The 26,610-nt window shown below is 47.2% G+C and carries 28 protein-coding genes; 17 read left to right on the top strand and 11 right to left on the bottom strand.

The genetic code is table 11. The annotated features are described in order from the left end of the window. The first annotated feature begins 64 nt into the window (after nt 1-64). Nucleotides 65-1,747 carry an NAD-dependent DNA ligase LigB gene (gene ligB, locus FQZ95_RS01285; RefSeq protein ID WP_032185481.1) on the top strand — a complete coding sequence of 561 codons (1,683 nt, stop codon included), beginning with the start codon at nt 65-67 and terminating at the stop codon, nt 1,745-1,747. Here ligB and FQZ95_RS01280 read toward each other — a convergent pair. From FQZ95_RS01280 to FQZ95_RS01270, 3 genes are all read right to left on the bottom strand, one after another. Next, complete coding sequence (locus tag FQZ95_RS01280) at nt 1,744-2,361, bottom strand: trimeric intracellular cation channel family protein (RefSeq protein WP_000924289.1); 618 nt, start codon at nt 2,359-2,361, stop codon at nt 1,744-1,746. The two genes, ligB and FQZ95_RS01280, sit on opposite strands and share 4 nt — an antisense overlap. Before the next feature lie 291 nt (nt 2,362-2,652). Then, a complete protein-coding gene (gene dinD / locus FQZ95_RS01275; protein WP_001315077.1) occupies nt 2,653-3,477 on the bottom strand; it encodes a DNA damage-inducible protein D in 825 nt (274 codons plus the stop codon). 220 nt (nt 3,478-3,697) lie between these two features. Beyond that, complete coding sequence (locus tag FQZ95_RS01270; RefSeq protein ID WP_032185479.1) at nt 3,698-4,561, bottom strand: YicC/YloC family endoribonuclease; 864 nt, start codon at nt 4,559-4,561, stop codon at nt 3,698-3,700. Nucleotides 4,562-4,687: 126 nt separating this feature from the next. On the opposite strand from FQZ95_RS01270, the gene rph reads away from it, so the two are divergent. The 3 genes from rph to FQZ95_RS01255 all read left to right on the top strand — a co-directional run bounded on the left by rph (nt 4,688) and on the right by FQZ95_RS01255 (nt 7,367). Then, entirely contained in the window at nt 4,688-5,404 is a 717-nt protein-coding gene (gene rph / locus FQZ95_RS01265) for a ribonuclease PH (RefSeq protein ID WP_001247087.1), read from the top strand. 65 nt (nt 5,405-5,469) lie between these two features. Beyond that, nucleotides 5,470-6,111 carry an orotate phosphoribosyltransferase gene (gene pyrE / locus FQZ95_RS01260; RefSeq protein ID WP_000806154.1) on the top strand — a complete coding sequence of 214 codons (642 nt, stop codon included), beginning with the start codon at nt 5,470-5,472 and terminating at the stop codon, nt 6,109-6,111. Between the two features lie 296 nt (nt 6,112-6,407). Then, nucleotides 6,408-7,367: a reverse transcriptase family protein gene (locus tag FQZ95_RS01255; RefSeq protein ID WP_103253763.1), complete on the top strand. Its 960-nt coding sequence runs from the start codon at nt 6,408-6,410 to the stop codon at nt 7,365-7,367. A gap of 43 nt (nt 7,368-7,410) precedes the next feature. Here the strand turns inward: FQZ95_RS01255 and slmA are convergent, their stop codons facing one another. The 3 genes from slmA to coaBC all read right to left on the bottom strand — a co-directional run bounded on the left by slmA (nt 7,411) and on the right by coaBC (nt 9,770). Further along, nucleotides 7,411-8,007: a nucleoid occlusion factor SlmA gene (gene slmA / locus FQZ95_RS01250; protein WP_000818601.1), complete on the bottom strand. Its 597-nt coding sequence runs from the start codon at nt 8,005-8,007 to the stop codon at nt 7,411-7,413. A gap of 106 nt (nt 8,008-8,113) precedes the next feature. Further along, a complete protein-coding gene (dut, locus tag FQZ95_RS01245) occupies nt 8,114-8,572 on the bottom strand; it encodes a dUTP diphosphatase (RefSeq protein ID WP_000976070.1) in 459 nt (152 codons plus the stop codon). Then, nucleotides 8,550-9,770, bottom strand: a complete 1,221-nt coding sequence (coaBC, locus tag FQZ95_RS01240; protein WP_088541997.1) for a bifunctional phosphopantothenoylcysteine decarboxylase/phosphopantothenate--cysteine ligase CoaBC — start codon at nt 9,768-9,770, stop codon at nt 8,550-8,552. Before coaBC ends, dut begins: the two co-directional genes overlap by 23 nt. Before the next feature lie 171 nt (nt 9,771-9,941). On the opposite strand from coaBC, the gene radC reads away from it, so the two are divergent. The 4 genes from radC to mutM all read left to right on the top strand — a co-directional run bounded on the left by radC (nt 9,942) and on the right by mutM (nt 12,158). After that, nucleotides 9,942-10,610 carry a RadC family protein gene (gene radC / locus FQZ95_RS01235; protein WP_088541998.1) on the top strand — a complete coding sequence of 223 codons (669 nt, stop codon included), beginning with the start codon at nt 9,942-9,944 and terminating at the stop codon, nt 10,608-10,610. 216 nt (nt 10,611-10,826) lie between these two features. Next, entirely contained in the window at nt 10,827-11,063 is a 237-nt protein-coding gene (gene rpmB / locus FQZ95_RS01230; RefSeq protein WP_000091955.1) for a 50S ribosomal protein L28, read from the top strand. A 20-nt stretch (nt 11,064-11,083) separates the two neighbouring features. Then, entirely contained in the window at nt 11,084-11,251 is a 168-nt protein-coding gene (gene rpmG / locus FQZ95_RS01225) for a 50S ribosomal protein L33 (RefSeq protein WP_001051798.1), read from the top strand. Nucleotides 11,252-11,348: 97 nt separating this feature from the next. Then, nucleotides 11,349-12,158 (top strand): bifunctional DNA-formamidopyrimidine glycosylase/DNA-(apurinic or apyrimidinic site) lyase, encoded by an 810-nt coding sequence (gene mutM, locus FQZ95_RS01220; protein WP_032185475.1) that lies wholly within the window; start codon nt 11,349-11,351, stop codon nt 12,156-12,158. Nucleotides 12,159-12,196: 38 nt separating this feature from the next. Here the strand turns inward: mutM and coaD are convergent, their stop codons facing one another. Both coaD and waaA read right to left on the bottom strand, forming a co-directional pair. Continuing rightward, nucleotides 12,197-12,676: a pantetheine-phosphate adenylyltransferase gene (gene coaD, locus FQZ95_RS01215; protein WP_001171862.1), complete on the bottom strand. Its 480-nt coding sequence runs from the start codon at nt 12,674-12,676 to the stop codon at nt 12,197-12,199. Between the two features lie 7 nt (nt 12,677-12,683). Beyond that, nucleotides 12,684-13,961, bottom strand: coding sequence for a lipid IV(A) 3-deoxy-D-manno-octulosonic acid transferase (gene waaA, locus FQZ95_RS01210; RefSeq protein WP_000891553.1), 1,278 nt, complete (start codon nt 13,959-13,961; stop codon nt 12,684-12,686). 412 nt (nt 13,962-14,373) lie between these two features. Here waaA and rfaQ point away from each other — a divergent pair, with 412 nt between their 5' ends. The 9 genes from rfaQ to FQZ95_RS01165 all read left to right on the top strand — a co-directional run bounded on the left by rfaQ (nt 14,374) and on the right by FQZ95_RS01165 (nt 23,504). Next, nucleotides 14,374-15,432, top strand: a complete 1,059-nt coding sequence (gene rfaQ / locus FQZ95_RS01205) for a lipopolysaccharide core heptosyltransferase RfaQ (RefSeq protein WP_000360404.1) — start codon at nt 14,374-14,376, stop codon at nt 15,430-15,432. Beyond that, entirely contained in the window at nt 15,429-16,553 is a 1,125-nt protein-coding gene (locus FQZ95_RS01200) for a glycosyltransferase family 4 protein (protein WP_032185473.1), read from the top strand. The genes rfaQ and FQZ95_RS01200 overlap by 4 nt, the downstream gene beginning before the upstream one ends. Then, nucleotides 16,546-17,343, top strand: a complete 798-nt coding sequence (rfaP, locus tag FQZ95_RS01195) for a lipopolysaccharide core heptose(I) kinase RfaP (RefSeq protein ID WP_032185472.1) — start codon at nt 16,546-16,548, stop codon at nt 17,341-17,343. The genes FQZ95_RS01200 and rfaP overlap by 8 nt, the downstream gene beginning before the upstream one ends. Before the next feature lie 15 nt (nt 17,344-17,358). Then, entirely contained in the window at nt 17,359-18,375 is a 1,017-nt protein-coding gene (gene waaO, locus FQZ95_RS01190) for a lipopolysaccharide 3-alpha-galactosyltransferase (protein ID WP_032185471.1), read from the top strand. A gap of 16 nt (nt 18,376-18,391) precedes the next feature. Beyond that, the gene (locus FQZ95_RS01185; RefSeq protein ID WP_032185470.1) at nt 18,392-19,387 is read left to right on the top strand and encodes a glycosyltransferase family 8 protein; all 996 of its coding nucleotides are present in this window, start codon (nt 18,392-18,394) and stop codon (nt 19,385-19,387) included. Between the two features lie 9 nt (nt 19,388-19,396). After that, on the top strand, nt 19,397-20,089 hold the full coding sequence (gene rfaY, locus FQZ95_RS01180; RefSeq protein ID WP_000633087.1) for a lipopolysaccharide core heptose(II) kinase RfaY: 693 nt from the start codon (nt 19,397-19,399) through the stop codon (nt 20,087-20,089). A gap of 25 nt (nt 20,090-20,114) precedes the next feature. Further along, entirely contained in the window at nt 20,115-21,143 is a 1,029-nt protein-coding gene (locus tag FQZ95_RS01175; RefSeq protein ID WP_000364800.1) for a UDP-galactose--(galactosyl) LPS alpha1,2-galactosyltransferase, read from the top strand. Between the two features lie 78 nt (nt 21,144-21,221). Then, nucleotides 21,222-22,205, top strand: a complete 984-nt coding sequence (locus FQZ95_RS01170; protein WP_032185469.1) for a glycosyltransferase family 2 protein — start codon at nt 21,222-21,224, stop codon at nt 22,203-22,205. A 45-nt stretch (nt 22,206-22,250) separates the two neighbouring features. After that, nucleotides 22,251-23,504, top strand: coding sequence for an O-antigen ligase family protein (locus FQZ95_RS01165; RefSeq protein WP_032185468.1), 1,254 nt, complete (start codon nt 22,251-22,253; stop codon nt 23,502-23,504). Between the two features lie 69 nt (nt 23,505-23,573). Here FQZ95_RS01165 and rfaC read toward each other — a convergent pair whose 3' ends face one another. The 3 genes from rfaC to rfaD are packed head-to-tail and all read right to left on the bottom strand — an operon-like array spanning nt 23,574 to nt 26,546. After that, nucleotides 23,574-24,554, bottom strand: coding sequence for a lipopolysaccharide heptosyltransferase RfaC (gene rfaC, locus FQZ95_RS01160; RefSeq protein WP_032185467.1), 981 nt, complete (start codon nt 24,552-24,554; stop codon nt 23,574-23,576). Between the two features lie 3 nt (nt 24,555-24,557). Next, nucleotides 24,558-25,604 carry an ADP-heptose--LPS heptosyltransferase RfaF gene (gene rfaF, locus FQZ95_RS01155; RefSeq protein ID WP_000699228.1) on the bottom strand — a complete coding sequence of 349 codons (1,047 nt, stop codon included), beginning with the start codon at nt 25,602-25,604 and terminating at the stop codon, nt 24,558-24,560. Between the two features lie 9 nt (nt 25,605-25,613). Further along, nucleotides 25,614-26,546, bottom strand: coding sequence for an ADP-glyceromanno-heptose 6-epimerase (gene rfaD / locus FQZ95_RS01150; protein ID WP_000587750.1), 933 nt, complete (start codon nt 26,544-26,546; stop codon nt 25,614-25,616). Nucleotides 26,547-26,610: the final 64 nt, after the last annotated feature.

Here is a 26,610-nt window from a genome sequence, read left to right as displayed (position 1 = left end):
TTGCCACTCGGCTTTGCTTTCATCACGTTGTATATCTGCCTGACTATCTACAGCGGAGGTGATGATGAAAGTATGGATGGCGATATTAATAAGTATCTTGTGCTGGCAATCATCGGCGTGGGCGGTCTGTCCGGCCTGGTCGCCAGCCAGAGCACAGGAAGAAATTTCCCGCCTGCAACAGCAAATAAAACAGTGGGACGATGACTACTGGAAGGAAGGGGAAAGTGAGATTGAAGACGGTGTTTACGATCAGTTAAGCGCCCGTCTCACGCAGTGGCAACGCTGTTTTGGGAACGAGTCCCGCGACGCGATGATGCCACCTTTGGCAGGCACAGTTATGCATCCAGTTGCGCATACAGGCGTGCGTAAATTAGCGGATAAAAATGCACTACGTCTTTGGATGCGTGAACACAACGATCTTTGGGTGCAACCGAAAGTCGATGGCGTTGCGGTAACCCTGGTTTATCGGGACGGGAAACTGAACAAAGCAATCAGTCGCGGCAATGGCCTGAAAGGGGAGGACTGGACGCAGAAAGTTAGCTTAATTCCCTCTGTGCCGCAAACCGTTAGCGGGCCTTTAGTCAATAGTACACTTCAGGGGGAAATATTTCTCAAGCGCGAGGGGCATATCCAACAACAAATGGGGGGAATAAATGCCCGCTCAAAAGTTGCTGGTCTCCTGATGCGCCAGGGGAATAGCGACACGCTGAATTCACTGGGCGTTTTTGTCTGGGCATGGCCGGATGGAACGCAGTTAATGACCGATCGTTTACAGCAGCTGACTACCGCAGGTTTTACTCTAACGCAGACGTATACCCGTGCGGTTAACAATGCTGATGAGGTTGAGCGCATACGCAATGAGTGGTGGAAAGCGAAATTACCCTTCGTCACCGATGGCGTGGTTGTACGAGCGGCTAAGGAACCCGAATCTCGCCATTGGCTGCCGGGCCAGGCAGAGTGGCTGGTGGCCTGGAAATATCAACCTGTAGCTCAGGTTGCCGAAGTGAAGGCGATTCAGTTTGCGGTGGGCAAGAGCGGTAAAATCTCGGTGGTTGCGTCACTTGTGCCTGTCATGTTGGATGATAAAAAAGTTCAGCGGGTGAATGTTGGTTCCGTCAGACGCTGGCAGGAGTGGGATATTGCGCCTGGTGATCAGATCCTCGTCAGCCTTGCCGGGCAGGGTATTCCTCGCATTGATAATGTGGTCTGGCGCGGTACAGAACGCACAAAACCGACACCACCAGAAAACCGCTTTAACTCGTTGACCTGCTACTTTGCTTCTGATGTTTGTCGGGAACAGTTCATTTCACGCTTAGTCTGGCTGGGGTCAAAACAGGTTCTGGGGCTGGATGGCATTGGTGAGGCTGGCTGGCGCGCGCTGCATCAGACTCATCGCTTTGAGCATATCTTTTCCTGGCTTTTATTAACGCCAGAGCAATTACAGAACACGCCGGGGATCGCGAAAAGTAAAAGCACACAGTTATGGCATCAGTTTAATCTGGCTCGTAAGCAGCCTTTTACTCGCTGGGTGATGGCAATGGGAATACCACTAACCCGGGCGGCGCTTAACGCCAGTGATGAACGGTCCTGGTCGCAACTTTTATTTAGCACAGAACAGTTCTGGCAGCAGTTGCCGGGGACTGGATCGGGGCGCGCCAGACAGGTTATTGAATGGAAGGAAAATGCGCAAATCAAGAAGCTGGGCAGTTGGCTGGCTGCCCAGCAGATCACAGGTTTTGAACCTTAGTGACCTTCGTGGCTGTAGTAAAAGACCGGTAATCCCAGCTTAAGACGTAGCGCCAGTAAACGGGCAAAAAAGCCGAATACCAGGGTGGAGATAATCACCACATCATGGTTAGAAACATAGTGTTGCAGCGCGATGTACAGCACGGCGGAGGCAAATGAGACACCGGCATACAACTCTTTCTGGAATACCAGTGGGATGCGTTTACAGAACATATCGCGCAAAACGCCGCCAAATACGCCGGTCGTCACAGCTGCGACAACGGCAATGATCGGGCCGTGTCCCATATCCAGTGCAACCTGTGCGCCAATGATAGAAAAAACTACCAGTCCGAGCGCATCGAGCACCAGAAACACTTTGCGCAGGTAAGGCATTACAGGAGCAACAATAGTGGTGAGTACTGCGGCGGTAGCGACGATAATCACATATTCCGGGTGTTTGACCCAGCCGAGCGGATAGTGGCCCAGCAGAATATCGCGCACTGACCCTCCGCCAATTGCCGTGGCGGTCGCAATAATAATTACGCCAAATGTATCCATGCGCCGTCGTCCGGCCGCCAGCGCCCCCGTCATGGCTTCGGCAGTAATGCCAACCAAATACAAAATGTGTAACAGCATGGTTCTCTCCCTAAAAATCTGTCTGGCAGGGTAGCGATTTGTGCGCATTGTCACGATTGAGATTTTTTAAGGTGAGAGGGAATTGATAACTTGTAGTTATGTGAAATTGTTATTTTCTGTAGCGTAGATGCATTCTTCTGACTTCTTGTCTGAGAAAATGCATAAGAAAAAATAGGTTAAAATTGAGGGGTGGAAAAGAAAGGTGCAATGTTTAGCCATTGTGTTCACCGCACCTGGACTTTGGCTTACGCATCGGGTATCTCAATCAACAAAAAGAGTTTTTAGTTTCTGCTATTTCTTCTCTGTAATTTTTACACTGTTTTCCAACTGCTTGATGCTGACCTGCGGGGTCGGCAACTCCTCAGGCATGGTTCCGCCAAGTTCCTGAATGGTTTGCCTCACCTTGCTACCCACGTCAAAGTGTGTGGTATTAGCTTGCTGTTTTGAATTCACGCCATCCCGCTTGAGTTTTTCTTCTGTTTGGGTAGCTCGAAAGAGATTAGCCGCCAGTTCTGTTGAACCCATATGATCCAGGATCTTCTGACTCTTTTTCAGCCCCTTCCGCTGATGGATGGCTTTCTGATCTAATCCACCATACAGTCCCCGGTAACCATGATTCTGAAATATGGCGAAATCGATAGCTGTCGCTACCCCAGCTTGCTGCGCTGCCTCAACTAATTGTTTGTTATGTTCTTTCAACTCATTTCTCAGAAAAAGACGCTTTTCGTCTTCACGAAGTTGCCTGAAAGCTTCATCGTCAGCCAGCTCCTGCCGTCGGGTCTGGATAGCAAAATAAGTTTGCCCTGCCGCAATAACCGGTTTCGCAGGGTCGCCGTTTTGTACTACCAGGTAACAGGCATAGCGGGAGAGTACGATGTCTTTTAATGCTCTTTTGGCATTTGAGCCAATTTTGACCATATCGAGGATCTCCTCGAAATGGTCATCAATTGTGTGACCACTATTCAGACAAGCTTCTTTGGCGCGCGTTAATACAGGTATAAAGTGACGATACTCTGAATAACCCAGTAGTTTTCCAAGTTGTCTTGCTGACCATTGTTCTGCTCCGTTTGCATTAATCAGCTTTATCTCTTCAAAAGGTTGATGATGTTCGTTCATTGCCCACTCCATGTGATATCGATTGCAAAGAAAGTAAATCTGCAGCTGTATTTATATACAGTTGTGAGTATCTCACGTTCTCAGTGTGCTGGGCAAAAAAACATCGCAAAATCTGGAGCAGGCACGCAAAACAGAATTGAAGTTGCGGGGAAGAAAAATGCCGCTCTGTTTGAGTGGGCGGCATTTGTGAAGGCTGAAAAGTAAGAATTGGCGTTACGAGTTATTCAATGTTCTGAATCTGCTCGCGCATCTGCTCAATCAACACTTTCAGCTCAATCGCGGAGTTTGTCACTTCGGCATTGATAGACTTCGAAGCAAGAGTGTTCGACTCGCGGTTAAACTCCTGCATCATAAAGTCCAGACGACGACCAACGGCTTCTTTTTTCTTCAGAATGTTGTAGGTCTCTTTAACATGCGCTTCGAGGCGGTCCAACTCTTCGGCAACGTCAATTCGTTGTGCCAGCAGAACCAACTCCTGCTCCAGACGGTTGTTCTCCAACTGAACCTGAGCATCTTCCAGCTTAGCGACCAGACGCTCACGCTGCCATTGCAGGATTTCCGGCATATGGGCGCGGACTTTGATCACTTCGGCGGTAACGCCTTCCAGACGCTGCTCGATCAATGCTTTCAGCGCCTGACCTTCGGTTTCGCGCGCGACGATAAAGTCATCCAGCGTACCATCCAGCGCCGCGAGAATTTCAGCAGCAATCGCGTCGAGATCCTGCTCCTGGGCTGCCATCACGCCTGGCCAACGGAGAATATCAACCGGGTTGATTTCCCCTTCGTCACTCTGCATTTTTACCCAGTTCGCGGCAGTTACCAGCTGTTTAGCCAGTTTTTCGTTGAGGATCAGCTCACCTTGTGCGCTGACATCTGGCTCATAGCGCAGGGTACATTCCACTTTACCACGCGTCAGGCGAGAACGAATACGCTCGCGAACGACAGGTTCAAGGCTACGGAACTGCTCCGGCAGACGAAAGTAAGTTTCCAGATAACGCTGGTTTACCGAGCGCATTTCCCAGGTTGCGCTCCCCCATTCACCCTTGATTTCACGCCGGGCGTAGGCGGTCATACTGCGGATCATAGACGTTCCTGTTTATAAAAGGAGAGGTGGAAGGATTATAGCCATCGATGCCTTGTCAGGATAGGAATAACCGCCGGAAGTCCGTATAATGCGCAGCCACATTTGTTTCAAGCCGGAGATTTCAATATGCGTCCAGCAGGCCGTAGCAATAATCAGGTGCGTCCCGTTACCTTGACTCGTAACTATACAAAACATGCAGAAGGCTCGGTGCTGGTCGAATTTGGCGATACCAAAGTATTATGTACCGCCTCTATTGAAGAAGGCGTGCCCCGCTTCTTGAAAGGCCAGGGCCAGGGCTGGATCACCGCAGAATACGGTATGCTGCCGCGCTCTACTCATACCCGTAATGCCCGTGAAGCGGCGAAGGGTAAGCAGGGCGGCCGCACGATGGAAATCCAGCGTCTGATCGCTCGTGCATTGCGCGCCGCAGTAGATTTGAAAGCCCTCGGTGAGTTTACTATTACGCTGGACTGCGACGTACTTCAGGCCGATGGCGGCACCCGCACTGCTTCTATCACCGGTGCTTGTGTTGCACTAGCCGATGCCCTGAATAAACTGGTTGAAAATGGCAAGCTGAAAACCAACCCGATGAAAGGGATGGTAGCCGCGGTTTCTGTCGGGATTGTGAACGGCGAAGCGGTTTGCGATCTGGAATACGTTGAAGACTCTGCCGCTGAAACGGACATGAACGTGGTGATGACCGAAGACGGGCGCATCATTGAAGTTCAGGGAACGGCAGAAGGCGAGCCGTTTACCCATGAAGAGCTACTCACCTTGTTGGCGCTGGCCCGAGGGGGAATCGAATCCATTGTAGCGACGCAGAAGGCGGCGCTGGCAAACTGATTTTTAAGGCGACTGATGAGTCGCCTTTTTTTTGTCTGTAGAAAAGTAAGATGAGGAGCGAAGGCATGAAACCATATCAGCGCCAGTTTATTGAATTTGCGCTTGGCAAGCAGGTGTTAAAGTTTGGCGAGTTTACGCTGAAGTCCGGGCGCAAAAGCCCCTATTTCTTCAACGCCGGGCTGTTTAATACCGGGCGCGATCTGGCACTGTTAGGCCGTTTTTACGCTGAAGCGTTAGTGGATTCCGGCATTGAGTTCGATCTGCTGTTTGGCCCTGCTTACAAAGGGATCCCAATTGCCACTACTACCGCTGTGGCGCTGGCGGAGCATCATGACCTGGACCTGCCGTACTGCTTTAACCGCAAAGAAGCAAAAGATCACGGTGAAGGCGGCAATCTGGTCGGTAGCGCATTACAAGGACGCGTAATGCTGGTGGATGATGTGATCACCGCCGGAACGGCGATTCGCGAGTCGATGGAAATTATTCAGGCCAATGGCGCGACGCTTGCTGGCGTATTGATTTCGCTCGATCGTCAGGAGCGTGGTCGCGGCGAGATTTCGGCAATTCAGGAAGTTGAACGTGATTACAACTGCAAAGTGATCTCTATCATCACCCTGAAAGACCTGATTGCTTACCTCGAAGAGAAGCCAGAAATGGCGGAACATCTGGCGGCGGTTAAGGCCTACCGCGAAGAGTTTGGCGTTTAAAAATATGCGCTGCGCAGGTTTTTACTGTGCGCAGCGTGATGCGGTTTAAGATATCGTGTTAATCTGCTTTCGCCAGCAGTGGCAATAGCGTTTCCGGCCTTTTGTGCCGGGAGGGTCGGCGAGTCGCCGACTTAACGCCAGTAGTTTGTCCAGATACCCAAAGTCGCTCCATTGTACTTAAGTACGCTTCGCGTACGTCGCGCTGACGCGCTCAGTACAGTTACGCGCCTTCGGGATAGTTTGAGGGTATTGCCGCTGTTGGTGCCTCTTTTGGTCGCCGTGATGTGGAGAGTGGAATGGATGCTACCCGGATAACCCTTCTGGCGCTTGATTTGTTCGGCTCGCCGGGCTGGAGCGCCGATAAAGAAATACAGCGGCTGTATGCGCTCAGTAATCATGCCGCACGCCATTACCGACGCATTATTCTTTCTAAACGTCACGGCGGTCAGCGGGTGGTGTTAGCCCCTGATTACTTGCTCAAAACCGTACAGCGCAACATTCTTAAGAACGTCCTTTCACAATTCCCTCTTTCCCCTTTTGCTACCGCCTACCGACAGGGTCGCCCAATCGTCAGCAACGCGCAGCCTCACTGCCAACAGCCGCAGATCCTTAAACTCGATATCGAAAACTTTTTCGATAGCATTAGCTGGTTACAGGTCTGGCGTGTGTTTAGCCAGACCCAGTTGCCACGCAATGTGGTAACCATGCTGACCTGGCTTTGTTGCTATAACGACGCGTTACCGCAGGGGGCGCCAACTTCGCCTGCCATTTCCAATCTTGTGATGCGCCGTTTTGATGAGTGCATAGGGGAATGGTGTCAGGCTCGGGGAATTACCTACACCCGCTACTGCGATGACATGACCTTTTCTGGTCACTTCAATGCCCGCCAGGTTAAAAATAAAGTATGCGGATTGTTAGCGGAGCTGGGCCTGAGCCTCAATCAACGCAAAAGTTGCCTGATAGCTGCCTGTAAGCGCCAGCAGGTAACCGGGATTGTTGTTAATCACAAGCCACAGCTTGCCCGTGAAGCGCGCCGGGCGCTGCGTCAGGAAGTACACTTGTGCCAAAAATATGGCGTTATTTCGCATCTTAGTCATCGTGGTGAACTTGATCCTTCTGGCGATCTCCACGCACAGGCAACGGCGTATCTTTATGCTTTGCAGGGAAGAATAAACTGGTTATTGCAAATCAATCCTGAGGATGAGGCCTTTAAACAGGCGAGGGTGAGTGTAAAGCGAATGCTGGTGGCATGGTAAGAAAAGCGTCAGGCAGACGTTTCTGCCTGAACGTTTGGGAGAATTACTGCAACTGCGCAGCAATTAGCGGCCAGCGGGCGTCAAAGTCATCCGTCGGGCGGTATTTAAACTCGCTGCGGACAAAGCGTGACAGCATACCTTCACAGAAGGCCAGGATCTGGCTTGCCAGCAGGGTTTCGTCGGTGGTGTAACCTTCACCCTCACGCATTCTCTTTTCACGCAATACCTGACGCAACTGCGCTTCAATACGCTCGAATAGCTGGTTGATGCGCCCTTGCAGGCGATCCTGTTCAAACATTAGTGCATGACCAGTGAGGATGCGGGTCAGGCCAGGATTACGCTCACCAAAACCGAGAAGCAGCAACACAATCAGACGCAGGCGCGCTGTGGTGTCTTTCTCATCTTTCAGAATCAGATTGATGCGAGTAATCAGGCTATCTTCGATAAACTCAATCAGGCTATCGAACATGCGGGTCTTACTGGGGAAGTGGCGATACAGTGCCGCTTCGGAAACGCCGACAGAGGCGGCCAGTTTTGCCGTCGTGATACGTTGGCTTCCATCGCTGGATTCCAGCATCAGCGCCAGAGACTGAAGTATTTCCTCGCGACGGTTCCTTTTCGCAGTTTGTTTTTCTGCCATGTTACAAAATACCCCTGAAAATAAGCACTTGCCAGGCGGCACCCACGCTATGACCGCAAACGAAATGTTTGCGGCTATGTTATGACGTTATTCGGATGCGTATGTGTTACTGACGACCAGAGTGACCAAAGCCGCCTTCACCGCGGTCGGTGGCGTCGAAATCTTCCACCAGATTAAATTCAGCCTGTACTACCGGAACAAAAATCATCTGGGCGATGCGTTCGCCAGGTTGAATGGTGAAGCTGTCCTGACCACGGTTCCACACGGAAATCATCAACTGGCCCTGATAGTCAGAATCGATCAATCCTACCAGGTTACCAAGCACGATACCGTGCTTATGTCCCAATCCGGAGCGCGGCAGCATCATTGCCGCCAGTGAAGGATCGGCAATATGAATCGCCAGCCCGGTCGGAACCAGCGTAGTGTCACCCGGAGCCAGTTCTACGGCGTCGTCGAGACAGGCACGCAGGTCAAGTCCGGCAGAGCCAGAGGTGGCATAAGTCGGGAGCGGAAATTCCTTCCCAACGCGCGGGTCCAGAATCTTAACGTCGATTTTTTTCATCATAACGGGTCACGATCTCGTCGAGTAATAATTGGCCAAGGAGCTCTTTGCGCTCAAGCGGTAAGACTTTATCTCCGTCCTGCCAGAAAAGGTGTAATGCGTTGTTGTCGCTGTTAAATCCTTGAGTTGGCTGGGAAACATCGTTCGCGCAGATCAGATCAAGGTTTTTACGGATACGTTTTTGCCGGGCGTATTCTTCCACATTATTTGTTTCGGCGGCAAATCCAACGACGTAGGGTCGATGGTCTTTTAGTGCGGCAACGCCTGCGACGATATCGGGGTTTTTAACCATTTTTATTGTTAATTCATCACCCTGCGTGGCCTGCTTTTTGATTTTCTCTGGGGCCACGGTAGCTGCGCGATAATCCGCCACGGCGGCGCAACCGATAAAAATATTTTGCTGCTGTATAGAAGCATTCACGGCCGCTTCCATTTCCAGCGCAGTCATCACATCAACACGTTTAACAAACGGTGGCGTCGGTAGTGAAACCGGACCTGATACCAGCGTGACGTTCGCGCCACGACGGGCAGCGGCGGCGGCGATAGCAAAACCCATCTTGCCTGAGCTGTGATTAGAGATATAACGCACCGGATCGAGCGGTTCACGCGTCGGGCCGGCGGTAATCATAATGTTCAGATGTTTCAGGTCGTTGACGGGCGAAAAATGCGCTACCGCCATATCAACAATGGTTAACGGATCGAGCATTCGCCCAGGGCCGATATCACCACAAGCCTGACTGCCACTGTCTGGCCCCCAGATGAGCAAACCACGGGAAGCAAGCACCTCTAAATTATGCTGCGTGGCAGCGGCACGGTACATCTGCTGGTTCATGGCGGGGAGCACGGCTACAGGCGCAGGTGTAGCCAGGCAAATTGTTGATACCAGGTCATTCGCCATTCCGGCAGCAACACGGGCAATCAAATCTGCCGTGGCAGGGGCGAGAATCACTAAATCAGCCCATTTACCCAGCTCAATATGGCCCATAGCGGCTTCGGCTGCCGGGTCAAGCAGACTGTCGGAAACGGGATACCCCGAAACTGCCTGCAAGCTAAGTGGGGTGATAAAGGCTTTTGCCGCTTCGGTCATGGCTACGCGGACGTCGGCCCCGCGCTCGCGCAAACGACGCACCAGTTCAGGGGTTTTATAGGCAGCAATGCCGCCGCTAACGCCGAGAACGATTTTTTTACCGGCCAGGCTCATGATGATTTTTCCTGTTGGGTGACACCAGAAGTTGGCGATTTTATCACAATACTTTTGTTGTCGTGCCTTCACCTGAAAATCACTTTGCGAGGCGCTTTCCAGGATTGAAAACTGACCGTCGATTTAACGGAACGGCTATGACAGGATGCGAGCACCACAAAGGAGGTGAAGGTGAAAAACAATGCACAGCTGTTGATGCCGCGCGAAAAAATGCTGAAGTTTGGCATTGGTGCGTTAACGGATGTTGAGCTGCTGGCGCTATTTCTGCGTACCGGAACGCGCGGTAAAGATGTATTAACCCTGGCAAAAGAGATGCTGGAGAATTTCGGCTCTCTTTATGGCTTGTTAACCTCTGAATATGAACAATTTAGCGGTGTTCATGGAATTGGTGTGGCGAAGTTCGCTCAGTTAAAGGGGATTGCTGAACTGGCGCGGCGTTACTACAACGTACGGATGCGCGAAGAAAGCCCGTTGCTCAGCCCGGAGATGACGAGGGAGTTTTTACAAAGCCAACTTACGGGAGAGGAACGAGAGATCTTTATGGTGATCTTTCTCGATTCCCAACACCGGGTCCTTACCCACAGCCGGCTCTTTTCCGGCACGTTAAATCATGTGGAAGTCCATCCACGAGAAATAATTCGTGAAGCGATAAAAATAAATGCCTCGGCGCTGATCCTTGCACATAATCACCCTTCGGGTTGTGCTGAACCCAGTAAAGCGGATAAACTCATCACCGAACGGATAATAAAAAGTTGTCAGTTCATGGATTTACGCGTGCTCGACCATATCGTGATTGGGCGTGGAGAGTATGTTTCTTTTGCCGAACGCGGCTGGATTTAACCCGCTATGCGCGATCCTTCGGGATCTTTGTCTGTTCGGGACTTGAGCACATCGCTGAGTCAGCGTATACTACGCCACCTTTGAGAATCTCGGGTTTGGCATTTGGGCCTGGCAATCGAGAGTTCACATAGAACTGCGATGACCGGGCTGTAAAGCCTGACGAGGCGCCAATACCCCATACGAAGCTCGAGCTAATTTGATTTTTGGAGAATAGACATGTCCCGAGTCTGCCAAGTTACTGGCAAGCGTCCGGTGACCGGTAACAACCGTTCCCACGCACTGAACGCGACTAAACGCCGTTTCCTGCCGAACCTGCACTCTCACCGTTTCTGGGTTGAGAGCGAGAAGCGTTTTGTCACCCTGCGCGTATCTGCTAAAGGTATGCGTGTAATCGATAAAAAAGGCATCGATACAGTTCTGGCTGAACTGCGTGCCCGTGGCGAAAAGTACTAAGTACTTAGAGGAAATAAATCATGGCTAAAGGTATTCGTGAGAAAATCAAGCTGGTTTCTTCTGCTGGTACTGGTCACTTCTATACCACTACGAAGAACAAACGTACTAAGCCGGAAAAACTGGAACTGAAAAAATTCGATCCAGTTGTTCGCCAGCACGTGATCTACAAAGAAGCGAAAATCAAATAATTCTCGCTTTGATGTAACGAAAAACCTCGCTCCGGCGGGGTTTTTTGTTATCTGCTTGCCCCCATATTGACTGCATCTGTTCATTCCCGGAGATGCTATGCCTGAATTACCCGAAGTTGAAACCAGCCGACGCGGCATCGAACCGCATCTCGTTGGTGCAACCATTCTTCATGCGGTGGTGCGCAACGGTCGCTTGCGCTGGCCGGTTTCAGAAGAGATCTACCGTTTAAGCGACCAACCAGTGCTTAGCGTGCAGCGCCGGGCTAAATATCTGCTGTTGGAGCTGCCTGAGGGCTGGATTATCATTCATTTGGGGATGTCTGGCAGCCTGCGCATCCTTTCAGAAGAACTTCCTCCCGAAAAGCATGACCATGTTGATTTGGTGATGAGCAACGGCAAAGTACTGCGCTATACCGATCCGCGCCGTTTTGGTGCCTGGCTGTGGACCAAAGAGCTGGAAGGGCATAATGTGCTGGCCCACCTTGGACCGGAGCCGCTTAGCGACGATTTCAACGGTGAGTACCTGCATCAGAAGTGCGCGAAGAAAAAAACGGCGATTAAACCGTGGCTGATGGATAACAAGCTGGTGGTAGGCGTAGGGAATATCTATGCCAGCGAATCTCTGTTTGCGGCGGGGATCCATCCGGATCGGCTGGCGTCATCACTGTCGCTGGCAGAGTGTGAATTGTTAGCTCGGGTGATTAAAGCGGTGTTGCTGCGTTCGATTGAGCAGGGTGGTACAACGCTGAAAGATTTTCTGCAAAGTGATGGTAAACCGGGCTATTTCGCTCAGGAATTGCAGGTTTACGGGCGAAAAGGCGAGCCGTGTCGAGTGTGCGGTACGCCTATTGTGGCGACGAAACATGCGCAGCGGGCAACGTTTTATTGTCGGCAGTGCCAGAAGTAATTGATGCGCGCCGGATGGCATACCATCCGGCATAAACGCTACGCTAATTTTGCCATCAATGCCTGATGGACATTCTCTGGCAGGAAATGGGTGACATCGCCCTGATGGCGCGCCACCTCTTTCACCAACGATGAAGAGATAAACGACCACTCTTTCGAAGGCATCAGAAACACACTTTCCAGTTCCGGCATTAAGTGGCGATTCATATGCGCCAGCTGCATTTCATATTCAAAATCCGCCACCGCACGCAGGCCACGAATCAACACCGTAGCGTGTTGATTACGGGCGAAGTTAGCCATCAAATCACTAAATCCGACCACTTCCACGTTTCCCAGATGCGCAGTTGCGTGCTGTGCCAGCGCCACACGCTCTTCCAGAGTAAACATCGGTTTTTTACTGGGGCTGGCGGCAATCGCCAGAATAACGTGATCGAACATTTGCGTGGCACGCGTCACGATATCGATATGACCATTGGTAATGGGATCGAAAGTACCCGGATAAATCGCCCGTTTTTGCATAACAACCTCAATGCGTTTTCGGTGGCAGGTAAGGTTCCAGCAGTTGAAGCAGACGCTGTAGCGCGCCCTGGTTTTGATACAGCACTTCAACGGCATGACGGCCATAGAAACTACGGTAATCGGCGTCGGTGAGTAAAGAGGAAACCTCTTTTGCAAGCGTAGTGGCATCGGTGACGGTAATCAGCCCGCTTGCCTGCTCCAGCCGCGCGCAAATGTCTTTAAAGTTAAAAGTATGCGGTCCCATCAATACCGGAATAGCGTGTGCGGCAGCTTCCAGCGGGTTATGCCCACCACGTTCAACCAGTGAACCGCCAACAAAGGCGAGATCGGCAATGCCGTACAGTAACATCAGCTCGCCCATCGTATCGCCAACCACAACCTGCGTGCTGGTGGAGGGGACTTCCCCTGAAGAGCGTGTGATATAGCTTAGCCCAGCCTGGCGGACAAGGTTAATCGCATCCGGGAAGCGTTCCGGGTGACGTGGTACCAGGATGAGCAATAAGTTCGGGAATTGCTGTAACAATGCCTGATGTGCGGCAATGACCACACTCTCTTCGCCTTCGTGAGTGCTGGTGGCAATCCATACCGGGCGATGAGGTGCCCACTGGCGGCGCAGCGTTACTGCTTTGGCAGCCAACTGCGGCGTGACAGAGATATCGAATTTCAGGCTACCAGTGATGGTCACCTGATTATTTTTTGCACCCAGCGCCACAAAACGTGCACCATCTTCTTCATTTTGGGCGGCAATCAGCGTAATTCGACGTAGCAAGCGACGGACGAATTTGCCCAGTTTGGCGTAACCTGCGGCCGAGCGGGCAGAGAGTCGCGCGTTAGCGATCACCAGCGGAATTTTACGTTTATGTAGCGCCGCAATCAGGTTAGGCCATAGTTCGGTTTCCATAATCAACACCAGTTTAGGGTCGACTTTATTCAGGAAACGATTAAGCGCATCGGGCAGGTCGTACGGCAGATAAACGTGCTGAACATCCTTACCGAACGCAGATTGTACGCGTTCCGAACCGGTTGGCGTCATGGTGGTGACGGTAATCGGTAAATCAGGATAACGATGACGCAGCGCGCGCACCAATGGGATCGCCGCCAGCGTTTCACCAACGGAGACGGAGTGCAGCATAATGCCGCCTGGTTTTAGCGGATGGCGGTAAAAACCGTAACGTTCACCCCAGCGTTTTCGATAGGCCGGAGCCTTACGTCCGCGCACCCAGAGCCGTATCCAGATCAGCGGCTGAATAAGGTAGAGAAGGGCGGTGTAAAGCAATTCGAGCATAGTAAATAGCTGACTTATGGATGTGCTGGGGATTCTATGTATTTAGCTGTGGCTTTACCATTACTTTTCCCGTTTTTGACTTAAATAGCAATTTACCCGCCAATTCTTGCTGAACATCTATACTTTTTTTGTATTTTTATGCGATTCATTGATTTCCGCAGTACGTGCAGTAAGGAATCGCGGAGCAACAGTGAAAGAATATTGTTGCTAATGATTTTATTTGATTGATTTCTTTATTGAAAAACAACGATGTGCTTAAAAATCATTCGGATCGGATTGCCGCGAAAGAAGTGATACACTAGCGCGTCAATATCAGTACGGTATCAGTATTCAGGTAGCTGTTGAGCCTGGGGCGGTAGCGTGCTTTTTCTGCTTCACCTTAATCGGATAATCTCAACAAAAAGAGTTACTTGTGGATAAGCCATTTCGAAGAATTTTGCTCATTAAGATGCGTTTTCATGGGGATATGTTATTAACTACTCCCGTCATTAGTTCGCTGAAAAAAAATTACCCTGACGCAAAAATCGATGTGCTGCTTTATCAGGATACCATCCCGATTCTGTCTGAAAATCCAGAGATTAACGCGCTCTACGGCATAAAAAATAAAAAAGCAAAAGCCTCAGAAAAAATTGCCAACTTTTTTCATCTCATCAAGGTATTACGTGCCAATAAGTATGACCTTATCGTCAATCTTACCGATCAATGGATGGTTGCTATACTGGTTCGCTTATTAAATGCCCGTGTGAAAATTTCCCAGGATTATCATCATCGGCAGTCTGCTTTTTGGCGTAAAAGCTTCACCCATCTGGTGCCGTTGCAGGGTGGAAATGTGGTGGAAAGTAACTTATCCGTGCTGACGCCACTGGGTCTCGAATCGTTGGTGAAGCAGACAACCATGAGTTACCCGCCTGCAAGCTGGAAACGAATGCGTCGCGAACTTGATCACGCAGGTGTTGGACAAAATTATGTGGTTATCCAACCTACCGCGCGGCAAATCTTTAAATGCTGGGACAACGCCAAGTTTTCCGCTGTGATTGATGCCTTACATACACGTGGCTATGAAGTCGTTCTGACGTCCGGCCCGGATAAAGACGATCTGGCCTGCGTCAATGAAATTGCCCAGGGATGCCAGACGCCACCAGTAACGGCGTTGGCCGGAAAGGTAACCTTCCCGGAACTTGGTGCGTTAATCGATCATGCGCAGCTGTTTATTGGCGTTGATTCCGCACCGGCGCACATTGCCGCTGCAGTTAATACGCCGCTGATATCGCTGTTTGGTGCAACAGACCATATTTTCTGGCGTCCCTGGTCAAATAACATGATTCAATTCTGGGCGGGAGATTACCGGGAAATGCCAACACGCGATCAGCGTGACCGAAATGAGATGTATCTTTCGGTTATTCCGGCGGCAGATGTCATTGCTGCTGTTGATAAATTATTGCCATCCTCCACGACAGGTACGTCGTTATGATCGTTGCTTTCTGTTTATATAAATATTTTCCCTTTGGCGGTTTGCAACGCGATTTTATGCGTATTGCTCAGACAGTTGCGGCCCGAGGGCATCATGTTCGGGTTTATGCCCAGTCATGGGAAGGCGAATGCCCTGATGTGTTTGAACTGATCAACGTGCCGGTTAAGTCGCATACCAATCACGGGCGTAACGCGGAGTATTTTGCCTGGGTGCAAAAACATTTACGCGAGCATCCGGTCGATAAAGTCGTTGGATTCAACAAAATGCCGGGGCTGGACGTTTATTATGCCGCTGATGTTTGTTATGCCGAGAAAGTGGCGCAGGAGAAAGGCTTTTTCTATCGCCTGACGTCACGTTATCGCCATTATGCCGCCTTTGAGCGGGCAACCTTTGAACAGGGCAAGCCGACACAGTTGCTGATGCTGACGGACAAGCAAATCGCCGATTTCCAGAAACATTATCAGACTGAAGCGGAGCGTTTTCATATTCTGCCACCGGGGATTTATCCTGATCGTAAATATAGCCAGCAGCCAGCCAATAGCCGTGAAATCTTCCGTAAGAAGAATGGAATAACCGAACAACAATATTTATTGTTGCAGGTCGGTTCAGACTTCACGCGTAAAGGTGTTGATCGTTCCATTGAAGCACTTGCTTCATTACCGGATTCGCTGCGCCACAACACATTGCTATATGTTGTTGGGCAGGATAAACCGCGAAAATTTGAGGCGCTGGCAGAAAAACGCGGCGTGCGCAGTAATGTTCACTTCTTCTCGGGGCGCAACGATGTCTCGGAATTAATGGCGGCGGCGGATTTATTACTGCATCCTGCCTACCAGGAAGCGGCGGGAATTGTGCTGCTGGAAGCGATTACTGCAGGATTACCGGTACTAACAACAGCCGTTTGTGGCTATGCGCATTATATTGTTGACGCCAATTGCGGCGAGGCTATTGCTGAGCCATTCCGCCAGGAAACATTGAATGAGATTTTACGCAAAGCGTTAACGCAATCTTCATTGCGCCAGGCCTGGGCGGAAAATGCGCGACATTATGCTGATACACAAGATTTATACAGTCTGCCAGAAAAAGCGGCGGATATCATAACGGGTGGTCTGGATGGTTGAACTTAAAGAGCCGTTTGCCACGTTATGGCGCGGTAAAGATCCTTTTGAGGAAGTTAAAACCTTGCAGGGTGAGGTTTTTCGTGAACTGGAAACTCGCCGCACTCTGCGCTTTGAAATGGCGGGCAAAAGCTATTTTCTCAAATGGCATCGCGGCACGACCCTGAAAGAGATAATCAAAAATTTACTCTCATTGCGGATGCCAGTATTAGGTGCAGACCGCGAATGGAATGCGATTCATCGACTGCGGGATGTCGGCGTTGATACTATGTATGGGGTGGCATTCGGCGAAAAAGGCATTAATCCGCTGACCAGAACCTCGTTTATTATAACCGAAGATCTGACACCAACCATCAGTCTGGAAGATTACTGTGCTGACTGGGCGACTAACCCTCCAGATGTTCGCGTAAAGCGTATGCTTATTAAGCGTGTCGCGATGATGGTGCGCGATATGCATGCTGCGGGCATTAACCACCGTGACTGTTATATCTGTCATTTCCTGCTGCACTTGCCTTTTTCCGGTAAGGAAGAGGAGTTAAAAATTTCAGTAATTGACCTGCACCGGGCGCAGCTTCGCACGCGCGTTCCACGTCGTTGGCGCGATAAAGATCTTATAGGGCTTTATTTTTCTTCGATGAATATTGGCCTGACTCAGCGGGATATCTGGCGGTTTATGAAAGTGTATTTTGTCGCCCCGCTTAAAGACATTCTCAAGCAGGAACAAGGGCTGCTGTCGCAAGCAGAAGCAAAAGCCACAAAAATCAGGGAAAGAACGATTAGAAAATCGTTGTAATTTCCGGAGAGAAATATGAGTGCCCACTATTTTAATCCACAAGAGATGATCAATAAGACAATCATCTTCGATGAAAGGCCAGCGGCGTCAGTGGCATCATCATTCCATGTTGCTTATGGCATTGATAAAAACTTTCTTTTTGGTTGTGGTGTTTCAATCACGTCAGTTTTGTTACATAACAACGACGTGAGTTTTGTTTTCCACGTTTTTATTGATGATATCCCTGAAGCCGATATCCAGCGTTTAGCCCAATTGGCGAAAAGCTATCGTACCTGTATCCAGATCCATCTAGTAAATTGTGAACGGCTTAAGGTATTACCGACGACCAAAAATTGGTCTATTGCCATGTATTTCCGTTTTGTAATTGCAGATTACTTTATTGATCAACAAGATAAGATCCTGTACCTGGATGCTGATATCGCCTGTCAGGGAACCTTAAAACCGCTGATAACAATGGATCTTGCCAATAACGTTGCTGCTGTTGTTACTGAACGCGATGCTAACTGGTGGTCGTTACGGGCTCAAAGTCTGCAGTGTAATGAACTTGAAAAGGGTTACTTTAATTCAGGTGTCCTGTTAATTAATACACTAGCGTGGGCGCAGGAGTCCGTTTCTGCTAAAGCGATGTCGATGCTTGCTGATAAAGCCGTCGTTTCCCGTTTAACCTATATGGATCAAGATATACTAAATCTTATCCTGTTAGGGAAAGTTAAATTCATTGATGCTAAATACAATACGCAATTTAGTTTAAATTATGAATTAAAAAAATCATTTATTTGTCCAATTAATGATGAAACCGTATTAATTCATTATGTCGGCCCGACAAAACCCTGGCATTACTGGGCCGGTTATCCAAGCGCGCAGCCATTTATCAAAGCCAAAGAAGCATCGCCATGGAAAAATGAACCGTTAATGCGGCCAATTAACTCAAATTATGCTCGTTATTGCGCTAAGCATAATTTTAAACAAAATAAACCAATTAACGGGATAATGAATTATATTTATTATTTTTATTTAAAGATAATAAAATGACATTGAGAAAAGTTAAATGAATGAATTTATAAAAGAACGGTTTTCGTATTTAGCATATAATAAAAAAGAAAACGTCCCAGAGCTAAATGTTTCCTACGGTATCGATAAGAATTTTTTGTATGGTGCTGGCGTTTCAATTTCTTCCGTTTTGATTAATAATTCAGATATTAATTTTGTCTTTCATGTTTTCACTGATTATGTGGATGATGATTATTTAAAGTCATTTGATGAAACAGCAAAACAATTTAATACCTCAATTATTGTATATTTAATTGACCCAAAATACTTTGCTGATCTGCCGACGTCACAGTTTTGGTCGTACGCGACATACTTCAGGGTATTGTCCTTTGAATATCTGAGTGAAAGTATTTCCACACTGCTGTATCTGGATGCCGATGTCGTTTGTAAAGGAAGTCTGAAACCTCTCACAAAAATTATATTTAAAGATGAGTTTGCTGCGGTTATTCCTGACAATGATAGTACTCAGGCGGCATGTGCAAAACGTCTTAACATTCCCGAAATGAATGGACGTTATTTCAATGCAGGCGTTATCTATGTCAATCTTAAAAAATGGCATGAAGCAAATTTGACACCGTATTTACTCACGCTTTTACGAGGGGAAACTAAATATGGCTCTCTTAAATATTTAGATCAGGATGCGTTGAATATCGCATTTAATATGAATAATATCTACCTCGCGAAGGATTTTGATACTATTTATACCCTGAAAAACGAACTTCATGATCGTAGTCATCGAAAGTATCAGCAAACCATTACCGATAAAACAGTATTGATTCACTATACAGGGATAACTAAACCATGGCATAGCTGGGCTGGATATCCGTCTGCATCATACTTTAATATCGCGCGTGAACAATCTCCCTGGAAGAAATATCCTCTTAAAGGGGCGCGGACTGTTGCAGAAATGCAGAAACAATATAAGCATCTGTTTGCCCATGGTGACTATATTAAAGGTATAACTTCATTAATTAAGTACAAGCTTAAGAAATAAATTACTCTTATGATTACAAGTATACGCTATCGCGGCTTCTCATTTTATTACAAAGATAACGATAATAAATATAAAGAAATCTTTGATGAAATACTGGCCTATAATTTTAAAACAGTAAAAGTATTACGTAATATTGATGATACCAAAGTATCGTTGATTGATACGAAATATGGTCGCTATGTTTTTAAAGTCTTTGCTCCGAAAACGAAAAGGAATGAACGTTTTTTAAAATCTTTTGTAAAAGGTGACTACTATCAGAATTTGATCGTTGAAACCGATCGTGTCAGAAGTGCAGGTCTTACTTTTCCTAATGATTTTTATTTTCTGGCTGAGCGTAAAATTTTCAACTATGCCAGTGTTTTTATCATGCTTATCGAGTATGTCGAGGGCGTAGAGCTCAATGATATGCCGATTATTCCAGAAAATGTTAAAGCAGAAATTAAGGCTTCAATGGAAAAATTGCATGCCTTAAATATGCTATCGGGCGACCCACACCGGGGTAACTTTATCGTTAGTAAAGATGGTGTCAGGATAATTGACCTATCCGGTAAAAGCTGTACGGCAGAGCGGAAAGCCCGTGATCGTCTGGCCATGGAACGTCACCTGGGTATTGCCAACGAAATAAAAGATTATGGCTACTATTCAGTAATCTACAGAACCAAACTACGCAAATTTATTAAAAAATTAAAAGGCAAAGCGTAAACCACACAGTCAAAACGGAACCAACATGGATTTATTAGCTGAGAGTATTACTGAAGTCGCTGTCTCTGGGGAAATTGCTAACACCGATCGTGTGTTAAATATCGCTTACGGTATTGACCGCAACTTTTTATTTGGTGCGGCAGTATCTATGCAATCAGTTGTTATGCATAACCCGGACCTTGCGGTTAAGTTTCATCTCTTTACTGACTACATTGATGAAGATTATCTACAACGTGTTAATGCTTTTACCAGCAAAAATGCTAACGTTGAAGTAAGAATTTATAAAGTATCCAGTGCCTTTATTGATATCTTCCCCAGCCTGAAACAGTGGTCTTATGCAACATTCTTCCGTTTAGTTGCGTTCCAGTATCTGAGTGAAACTATTGAAAATCTGTTATATATCGATGCTGATGTCATCTGTAAAGGCTCATTAGCTGGATTGCTTGATATTAATTTTGATGGCGATAAGTTCGCAGCTGTTATTAAAGATGTGCCTTTTATGCAGGAAAAACCAGCGAAGCGTCTGGCTATAGAGGGACTTCCAGGGAATTATTTCAACGCCGGTGTAGTATATCTGCAGCTTGAAGCATGGGCGAAAAATGATTTTATGAATAAAGCCATTGCTATGCTGGCAAGTGACCCGCAGCACACGAAATATAAATGCCTTGATCAGGATATTTTAAATATTCTGTTCTTTGGTCATTGTATTTTTATTAGCGGCGATTATGATTGCTTTTATGGCATTGACTATGAGTTAAAAAATAAAAGCGATGAAGATTATAAAAAGACCATTACCGATGATACTAAGCTGATTCATTATGTTGGCGTAACGAAGCCCTGGAACGACTGGACAAATTATCCCTGCCAGAAGTATTTTAATGAGGCTTATCAGGCTTCTTGCTGGAATGATGTGGCGTTTATTCCAGCCACGAATGAAAAACAGTATCAAGTGAAATATCAACATGCAAAGAAAAATGGTGATACGTTTAACGCTTTTATTTACTTCATTAAATTCAAATTAAATAAGTATAAAAGAAAACTATTTGGGCAATAAAAATCATGGATGTCTGAGATACAATAATAATTAAGGATGAGTACTATCATATTTTATTAGTTCAGGCAAGAGAACACGATGAGCAATGATTACCCTTTAGTGTCCATAATAATACCGACGTATAATTCATCTGATTACATTACTGAAACTCTAACGAAATTAGAAAAACAAACTTACCCAAATTTTGAAATTGTTATTGTTAATGATGGTTCTAAAGATAACACATCAAACGTTTTGAGAGAGTATGGGTTAACCCACTCGCAATTAATTATTATCAATAAAGAAAATGGCGGTGTTTCGTCTGCCAGGAATACAGGTATCCGCAAGGCGCAAGGACAGTTTATATGTTTTATGGATGATGATGATGAGATAGATCCTAACTATCTGCTGAAGATGTATTCCAGACAACATGAGACGGGAGGGGATGCGATTTATTGTGGGCTTTATGGGCATCATATAAAAAATGGTGTTACTTACTCACCTATAAATACAGAGTTTAATGAAGGGTCTTTACTTTTCGACTTTTTTTATAAAAAGGTCAGATTCCATATAGGGTGCTTGTTTATAAGAAAACAACTCCTGGAAGATAATAATCTTTTTTTTGATGAAGATTTACGACTAGGAGAAGATCTGGATTTTATCTATCGACTGCTAATTACATGCGATATGTATGCGGTTCCATATTATATGTATAAGCATAACTATAGAGAAAATTCCTTAATGAACTCATGTAGAACCATCACTCATTATCGACATGAGTCATTTGCGCACGAAAGAATCTACTCTTCTGTGATGCAGTTATACAAAGGTAACCGGAAAGAAGAAATTCATACATTATTGAGTCAAAATAGAGCTTATCATAAAACTCGTTATTTATGGAATGTTCTACTTAATGGTGATTTTGAACTATTAAATCAATTAGTTGAAAGCAATGAAAAAGAATTAAAAGATTGTAATCTTCCTGGCAAGAGAGATAAGAGACGAGCAAAAATATTAGTATCAAAAAATTATATTCTCTGGAGGATGGTAAGACTGGTAAATAGAAAAAAGAATAAACGTTAGGTCCTGCATTAAATAACCCATCCTCGTAGCATAGGTTGAAATTATATGTCGTTTTGTTGGAATGAAATTAATTCTGGTATAAAGTCTTTAATTCTCATATTATGTATTTTTTCTTTGATGACTTTGTCTTTATGGGATGATGTTGCGACAAAGTTTCTTCATGCAGCTGGAATTATATCTGCATTGTATTTTCTAATGACACCAAAAAAAACAATAACTAATAATCCTACGTTGTTAATTTTCATCTCATTATGTCTTTTGGGTATCGTTAATATCATCTGGTATTCACATTATAAAGTTTCAGGCTCGGTTTATACCAATGCATATCGTGGCCCAATGGAAACTGGAAAAATTGCCTTGTGTAGTGCTTTTATTTTCTTAGTTCTTTTTGCTAAAGATGAGATGAGAACCAAAATAAAATTTGGGAAACTAATTCTGTTCGCATCCTTGGCAACGCAGTTACTTTTTTTTGCGCATGCCATGTGGCAACATTTCTATTTAAACGTCGACCGTGTTGCATTATCAGTTTCCCACGCTACAACAGCAGGCTACATCATCCTTTTCCCTTCTTTACTGGCATCAATTCTCATTTTAAAATCCGACTTTAGACATAAAACAACATTATATACAATTAACTTCATGCTTAGCTTATGTGCTGTCATAGTAACTGAGACGCGTGCAGCCATATTAGTGTTTCCATTCTTTGCGTTACTATTAATCGTAATGGATAGTTATATTAATAAGCGAATTAATTATAAGTTATATTGTTTTATTGCGATTGCATTATTAGCAGGTGTATTTTCTTTTAAAGATACATTACTTACGAGAATGAATGACTTAAATAGGGATTTAGTTAATTATTCGCATGATAACACCAGAACTTCAGTCGGTGCCCGTCTGGCAATGTATGAAGTTGGTTTAAAAACATATTCTCCAATAGGACAATCACTGGAAAAACGCGCGGAAAAAATACATGAACTAGAAGAGAAAGAGCCTAGATTAAGTGGCGCTTTACCCTTTGTAGATTCTCATTTGCATAACGATCTCATAGATACGTTATCAACGCGTGGTATTCCTGGAGTAGTATTAACAATTTTAGCCTTTTCAGCAATATTCATATATGCCTTAAGAACTGCTAAAGAACCTTATATTTTAATCTTGCTTTTTTCACTACTGGTAGTAGGCCTAAGTGATGTAATACTCTTTTCTAAACCGGTTCCGACTGCTGTGTTTGTCACCATAATATTGCTTTGTGCTTATTTTAAAGCACAATCGGACCAATGTTTATTAGATAAGTAATGAATATGTGAAATAAAATCAGCAAGGAAGCTGATTTTATTTCAAAATTATCTATTAAAGAGTTGTAATTTAAATCATGGCAGCTTTTTCAGCGTTTTCTTCAATGAATTGCTTAACAGCATTTGCTGTCAATTGAGACAACTCATTCCCCGGAGCCCTACAAACCATCTGATTCTTCCCATACCCACCAATTAATCCCGGATCGGTAGGTCCATAAACCGTGATATTGGGTCTATCCAGTGCCGCCGTTAAATGGCTTAACCCCGTATCCACCGACACCACAAATTTAGCCCCGGCCAGCACGCGGGCAACGCCTTCCAGACTCATCTTCGGCAATACTTCAACATAAGCAAATCCTTCCGCCAGTCTTTTTGCCCGCTCTTCTTCATGCGGCGCGCCCCACGGAAGTTTAATCCGTATTCCTGAATCTGCCAGTAAACCAATCAACTCTCGCCAGTGTGCTTCCGGCCAGTGTTTATCATCACGGGTTGTTGCATGAAGAAATACGGCATATTCGCCAGCATCTGTCGGCAGGTTCGTCAGGAAATGCTGCGCAATGGCATAATCGCCCTGAGTCTGCGGTTTGCTATAGCCCAGACTTTTGGCAAACAGTTCGCGGGTGCGTTCTACGGCGTGCTGCTGTTTTGCAATATGATGCTTACGATTGTAAAACAGGCTGGCTAAGGGTTCGCGAGCGGTTTGCCAGTCCATTCCATGCTTTACGCCATGCGCCAGACGCGTCACCAGCGCCGCGCTTTTTACCAGCCCCTGAGCGTCGATAACTGCGTCATAGTTCTCTGCTTGTAGCGCTTCACGAAACGCTTTGCGTTCAGCTTTTATGGGGGCCGAGAACCAGGCTTTACGCCAGCGACGTATTGCCACAGGAATAACTCGCTCAACGGCAGCGTGCCAGGAAGGAATCTGTGCGAACCCTTCTTCCACCACCCAGTCAAACTTAATCCCTGGGATTGCCTGCTGGGCATCAGTGAGTGCGGGCAGCGTATGGAGAACATCGCCCATCGACGATGTTTTAACGATCAGAACCCGCATCCGTCAGGCTTCCTCTTGTAACAATAGCGCGTTGAGTTCTTCCAGTACGCGCTGGGGAGTAATGTCGATCAAGCTCTGGTGATAACCCTCCGCAGCGTCACCTTTACGCACTTTGTGATAGCCGGTAATCAGGCGGATCACGCGCGCTTTATGGGATAGTGGCGGTGTGAAGTCCGGGCTACTCGGACCATACAGGGCAACCAAAGGACGATTGAGCGCCGCCGCAACGTGCATCAGGCCAGAATCGTTAGTGACAATGGCTTTACAGGCTGCAATCAGGATAACCGCTTGATCAAGCTGTGTTTCCCCCGCCAGGTTCCGGCACCATGCCTGCTGCTCGGTATTCAAAGCGGCAAGAATCTCATTGCCCGCTTCATGATCTTTCGCCGAGCCAAACAGAACCACCTGATAACCTTCATCAATCAGCTGCTTTGCCAGCTCCGCATAGTGGTAGTGTGGCCAGCGTTTTGCCGGACCAAACTCCGCTCCGGGGCAAAAGCCAATCATCGGACGTTCTGATGAGAGCGAAAATTGATTACAGGTATATGATTTTTCACCTTCGCTCACCTGCAACTGCGGCCATAACAATGGCTGCGGCAGATCTTGTGCGGTACGCATAATGCCTTTGTCATAGGCCAGCGCGACATAGCGTTCCACCATTAGCGGCCAGGCTTCTTTATCGAGCACGCGTACATCGTTAAGTAAACCGTAGCGCATCTCGCCGCGCCAGCCGGTGCGATGAGGAATACCCGCGAAGAAAGGCACTAATGCGGACTTGAAGGAGTTGGGTAAGACGTAGGCGCGGTCGTAGCGCTTTTCACGCAGACTATGACCCAGTTTGCGGCGTTCGCCGATTTCCAGCGCTCCGTGACCGAGAGGCATAGGGATAGCTTCGTTAACTTCCGGCATCCGCGATAACAATGGACGGCACCATGCCGGTGCCATCACGTCGATTATCGCCTGGGGATAGCGCGCCTGGAGCGTGCGATAGAGACTTTGCGACATCATCATGTCGCCAACCCAAGACGGGCCGATCACCAGTATTTTCATGCAGAGCTCTTATGCGTCGCGATTCAGCCAGGCCATGTATTCCGTTACACCTTCAGCAACGGTTTTGAACGGTTTGTCGTAACCCGCCGCGCGCAGATTCGTCAGATCTGCCTGAGTGAACGCCTGATAGCGGCCTTTCAGTTTATCCGGGAACGGAATGTATTCGATCTGGCCTTTCTTGTGATAAGCAAGCGTAGCATCTGCTACTGCCTGGAAGGATTCTGCACGACCGGTGCCGAGGTTGAAGATGCCGGAAACGCCGTTTTCCAGGAACCACAGATTCACATCAGCCACGTCGCCCACATAGACGAAGTCACGTTTGAAGTTCTCGCTACCTTCGAACAGCTTCGGTGATTCACCGTTGTTAAGCTGAGTGTTGAGATGGAAAGCGACGCTCGCCATGCTGCCTTTATGGCCTTCACGCGGTCCATAAACGTTGAAATAGCGGAAGCCAACAATCTGCGAGTTCGCTTCTGGCAGGATTTGGCGAACATATTCATCAAACAGGAATTTTGAGTAACCGTAGACGTTCAACGGTTTTTCGTACTCGCGGGATTCAATAAAGTCGGAGGTGCGACCGCCGTAAGTGGCCGCGGAAGAAGCGTACAGGAACGGGATTTCGCGTTCCAGACAGTAGTGCAGCAGCTCTTTGGAGTATTGATAGTTGTTATCCATCATATACTTGCCATCCCACTCGGTGGTGGAAGAGCACGCGCCTTCGTGGAAAATCGCTTCGACATCGCCGAACTCTTCGCCAGCCATAATCTGGATCAGGAAGTCTTCCTTATCCATATAGTCCGCGATATCCAGATCCACCAGGTTCACAAACTTGGTGCCGTCTTTCAGGTTGTCCACCACCAGAATATCGGTGATGCCTTTGTCATTCAGGGCTTTAACGATGTTGCTGCCGATAAAGCCCGCGCCGCCGGTAACGATGATCATAACTGTAACCTTCGAATTATGGAGTCAGAGACAATCTCAGACACGAATGCTTCTATCATATCAC

The organism is Escherichia sp. HH41S, from assembly GCF_009820115.1.
Taxonomy (GTDB): Bacteria; Pseudomonadota; Gammaproteobacteria; order Enterobacterales; family Enterobacteriaceae; genus Escherichia; species Escherichia coli_F.
The sequence above is the reverse complement of the archived record's forward strand: the minus strand, read 5'-3'. Positions and strand labels throughout refer to the sequence as shown.

Coding starts and splice junctions, on each gene's coding strand:
- slmA (WP_000818601.1), bottom strand. CDS start 8,007: ATGGCAGAAAAACAAACTGCGAAAAGGAACCGTCGCGAGGAAATACTT.
- rpmB (WP_000091955.1), top strand. CDS start 10,827: ATGTCCCGAGTCTGCCAAGTTACTGGCAAGCGTCCGGTGACCGGTAAC.
- FQZ95_RS01280 (WP_000924289.1), bottom strand. CDS start 2,361: ATGCTGTTACACATTTTGTATTTGGTTGGCATTACTGCCGAAGCCATG.
- dinD (WP_001315077.1), bottom strand. CDS start 3,477: ATGAACGAACATCATCAACCTTTTGAAGAGATAAAGCTGATTAATGCA.
- coaBC (WP_088541997.1), bottom strand. CDS start 9,770: ATGAGCCTGGCCGGTAAAAAAATCGTTCTCGGCGTTAGCGGCGGCATT.
- FQZ95_RS01175 (WP_000364800.1), top strand. CDS start 20,115: ATGGATTTATTAGCTGAGAGTATTACTGAAGTCGCTGTCTCTGGGGAA.
- dut (WP_000976070.1), bottom strand. CDS start 8,572: ATGATGAAAAAAATCGACGTTAAGATTCTGGACCCGCGCGTTGGGAAG.
- FQZ95_RS01170 (WP_032185469.1), top strand. CDS start 21,222: ATGAGCAATGATTACCCTTTAGTGTCCATAATAATACCGACGTATAAT.
- rfaP (WP_032185472.1), top strand. CDS start 16,546: ATGGTTGAACTTAAAGAGCCGTTTGCCACGTTATGGCGCGGTAAAGAT.
- rfaF (WP_000699228.1), bottom strand. CDS start 25,604: ATGAAAATACTGGTGATCGGCCCGTCTTGGGTTGGCGACATGATGATG.
- rpmG (WP_001051798.1), top strand. CDS start 11,084: ATGGCTAAAGGTATTCGTGAGAAAATCAAGCTGGTTTCTTCTGCTGGT.
- mutM (WP_032185475.1), top strand. CDS start 11,349: ATGCCTGAATTACCCGAAGTTGAAACCAGCCGACGCGGCATCGAACCG.
- FQZ95_RS01165 (WP_032185468.1), top strand. CDS start 22,251: ATGTCGTTTTGTTGGAATGAAATTAATTCTGGTATAAAGTCTTTAATT.
- FQZ95_RS01270 (WP_032185479.1), bottom strand. CDS start 4,561: ATGATCCGCAGTATGACCGCCTACGCCCGGCGTGAAATCAAGGGTGAA.
- rfaC (WP_032185467.1), bottom strand. CDS start 24,554: ATGCGGGTTCTGATCGTTAAAACATCGTCGATGGGCGATGTTCTCCAT.
- coaD (WP_001171862.1), bottom strand. CDS start 12,676: ATGCAAAAACGGGCGATTTATCCGGGTACTTTCGATCCCATTACCAAT.
- rph (WP_001247087.1), top strand. CDS start 4,688: ATGCGTCCAGCAGGCCGTAGCAATAATCAGGTGCGTCCCGTTACCTTG.
- waaA (WP_000891553.1), bottom strand. CDS start 13,961: ATGCTCGAATTGCTTTACACCGCCCTTCTCTACCTTATTCAGCCGCTG.
- rfaD (WP_000587750.1), bottom strand. CDS start 26,546: ATGATCATCGTTACCGGCGGCGCGGGCTTTATCGGCAGCAACATCGTT.
- waaO (WP_032185471.1), top strand. CDS start 17,359: ATGAGTGCCCACTATTTTAATCCACAAGAGATGATCAATAAGACAATC.
- FQZ95_RS01200 (WP_032185473.1), top strand. CDS start 15,429: ATGATCGTTGCTTTCTGTTTATATAAATATTTTCCCTTTGGCGGTTTG.
- pyrE (WP_000806154.1), top strand. CDS start 5,470: ATGAAACCATATCAGCGCCAGTTTATTGAATTTGCGCTTGGCAAGCAG.
- ligB (WP_032185481.1), top strand. CDS start 65: ATGAAAGTATGGATGGCGATATTAATAAGTATCTTGTGCTGGCAATCA.
- rfaY (WP_000633087.1), top strand. CDS start 19,397: ATGATTACAAGTATACGCTATCGCGGCTTCTCATTTTATTACAAAGAT.
- FQZ95_RS01185 (WP_032185470.1), top strand. CDS start 18,392: ATGAATGAATTTATAAAAGAACGGTTTTCGTATTTAGCATATAATAAA.
- FQZ95_RS01255 (WP_103253763.1), top strand. CDS start 6,408: ATGGATGCTACCCGGATAACCCTTCTGGCGCTTGATTTGTTCGGCTCG.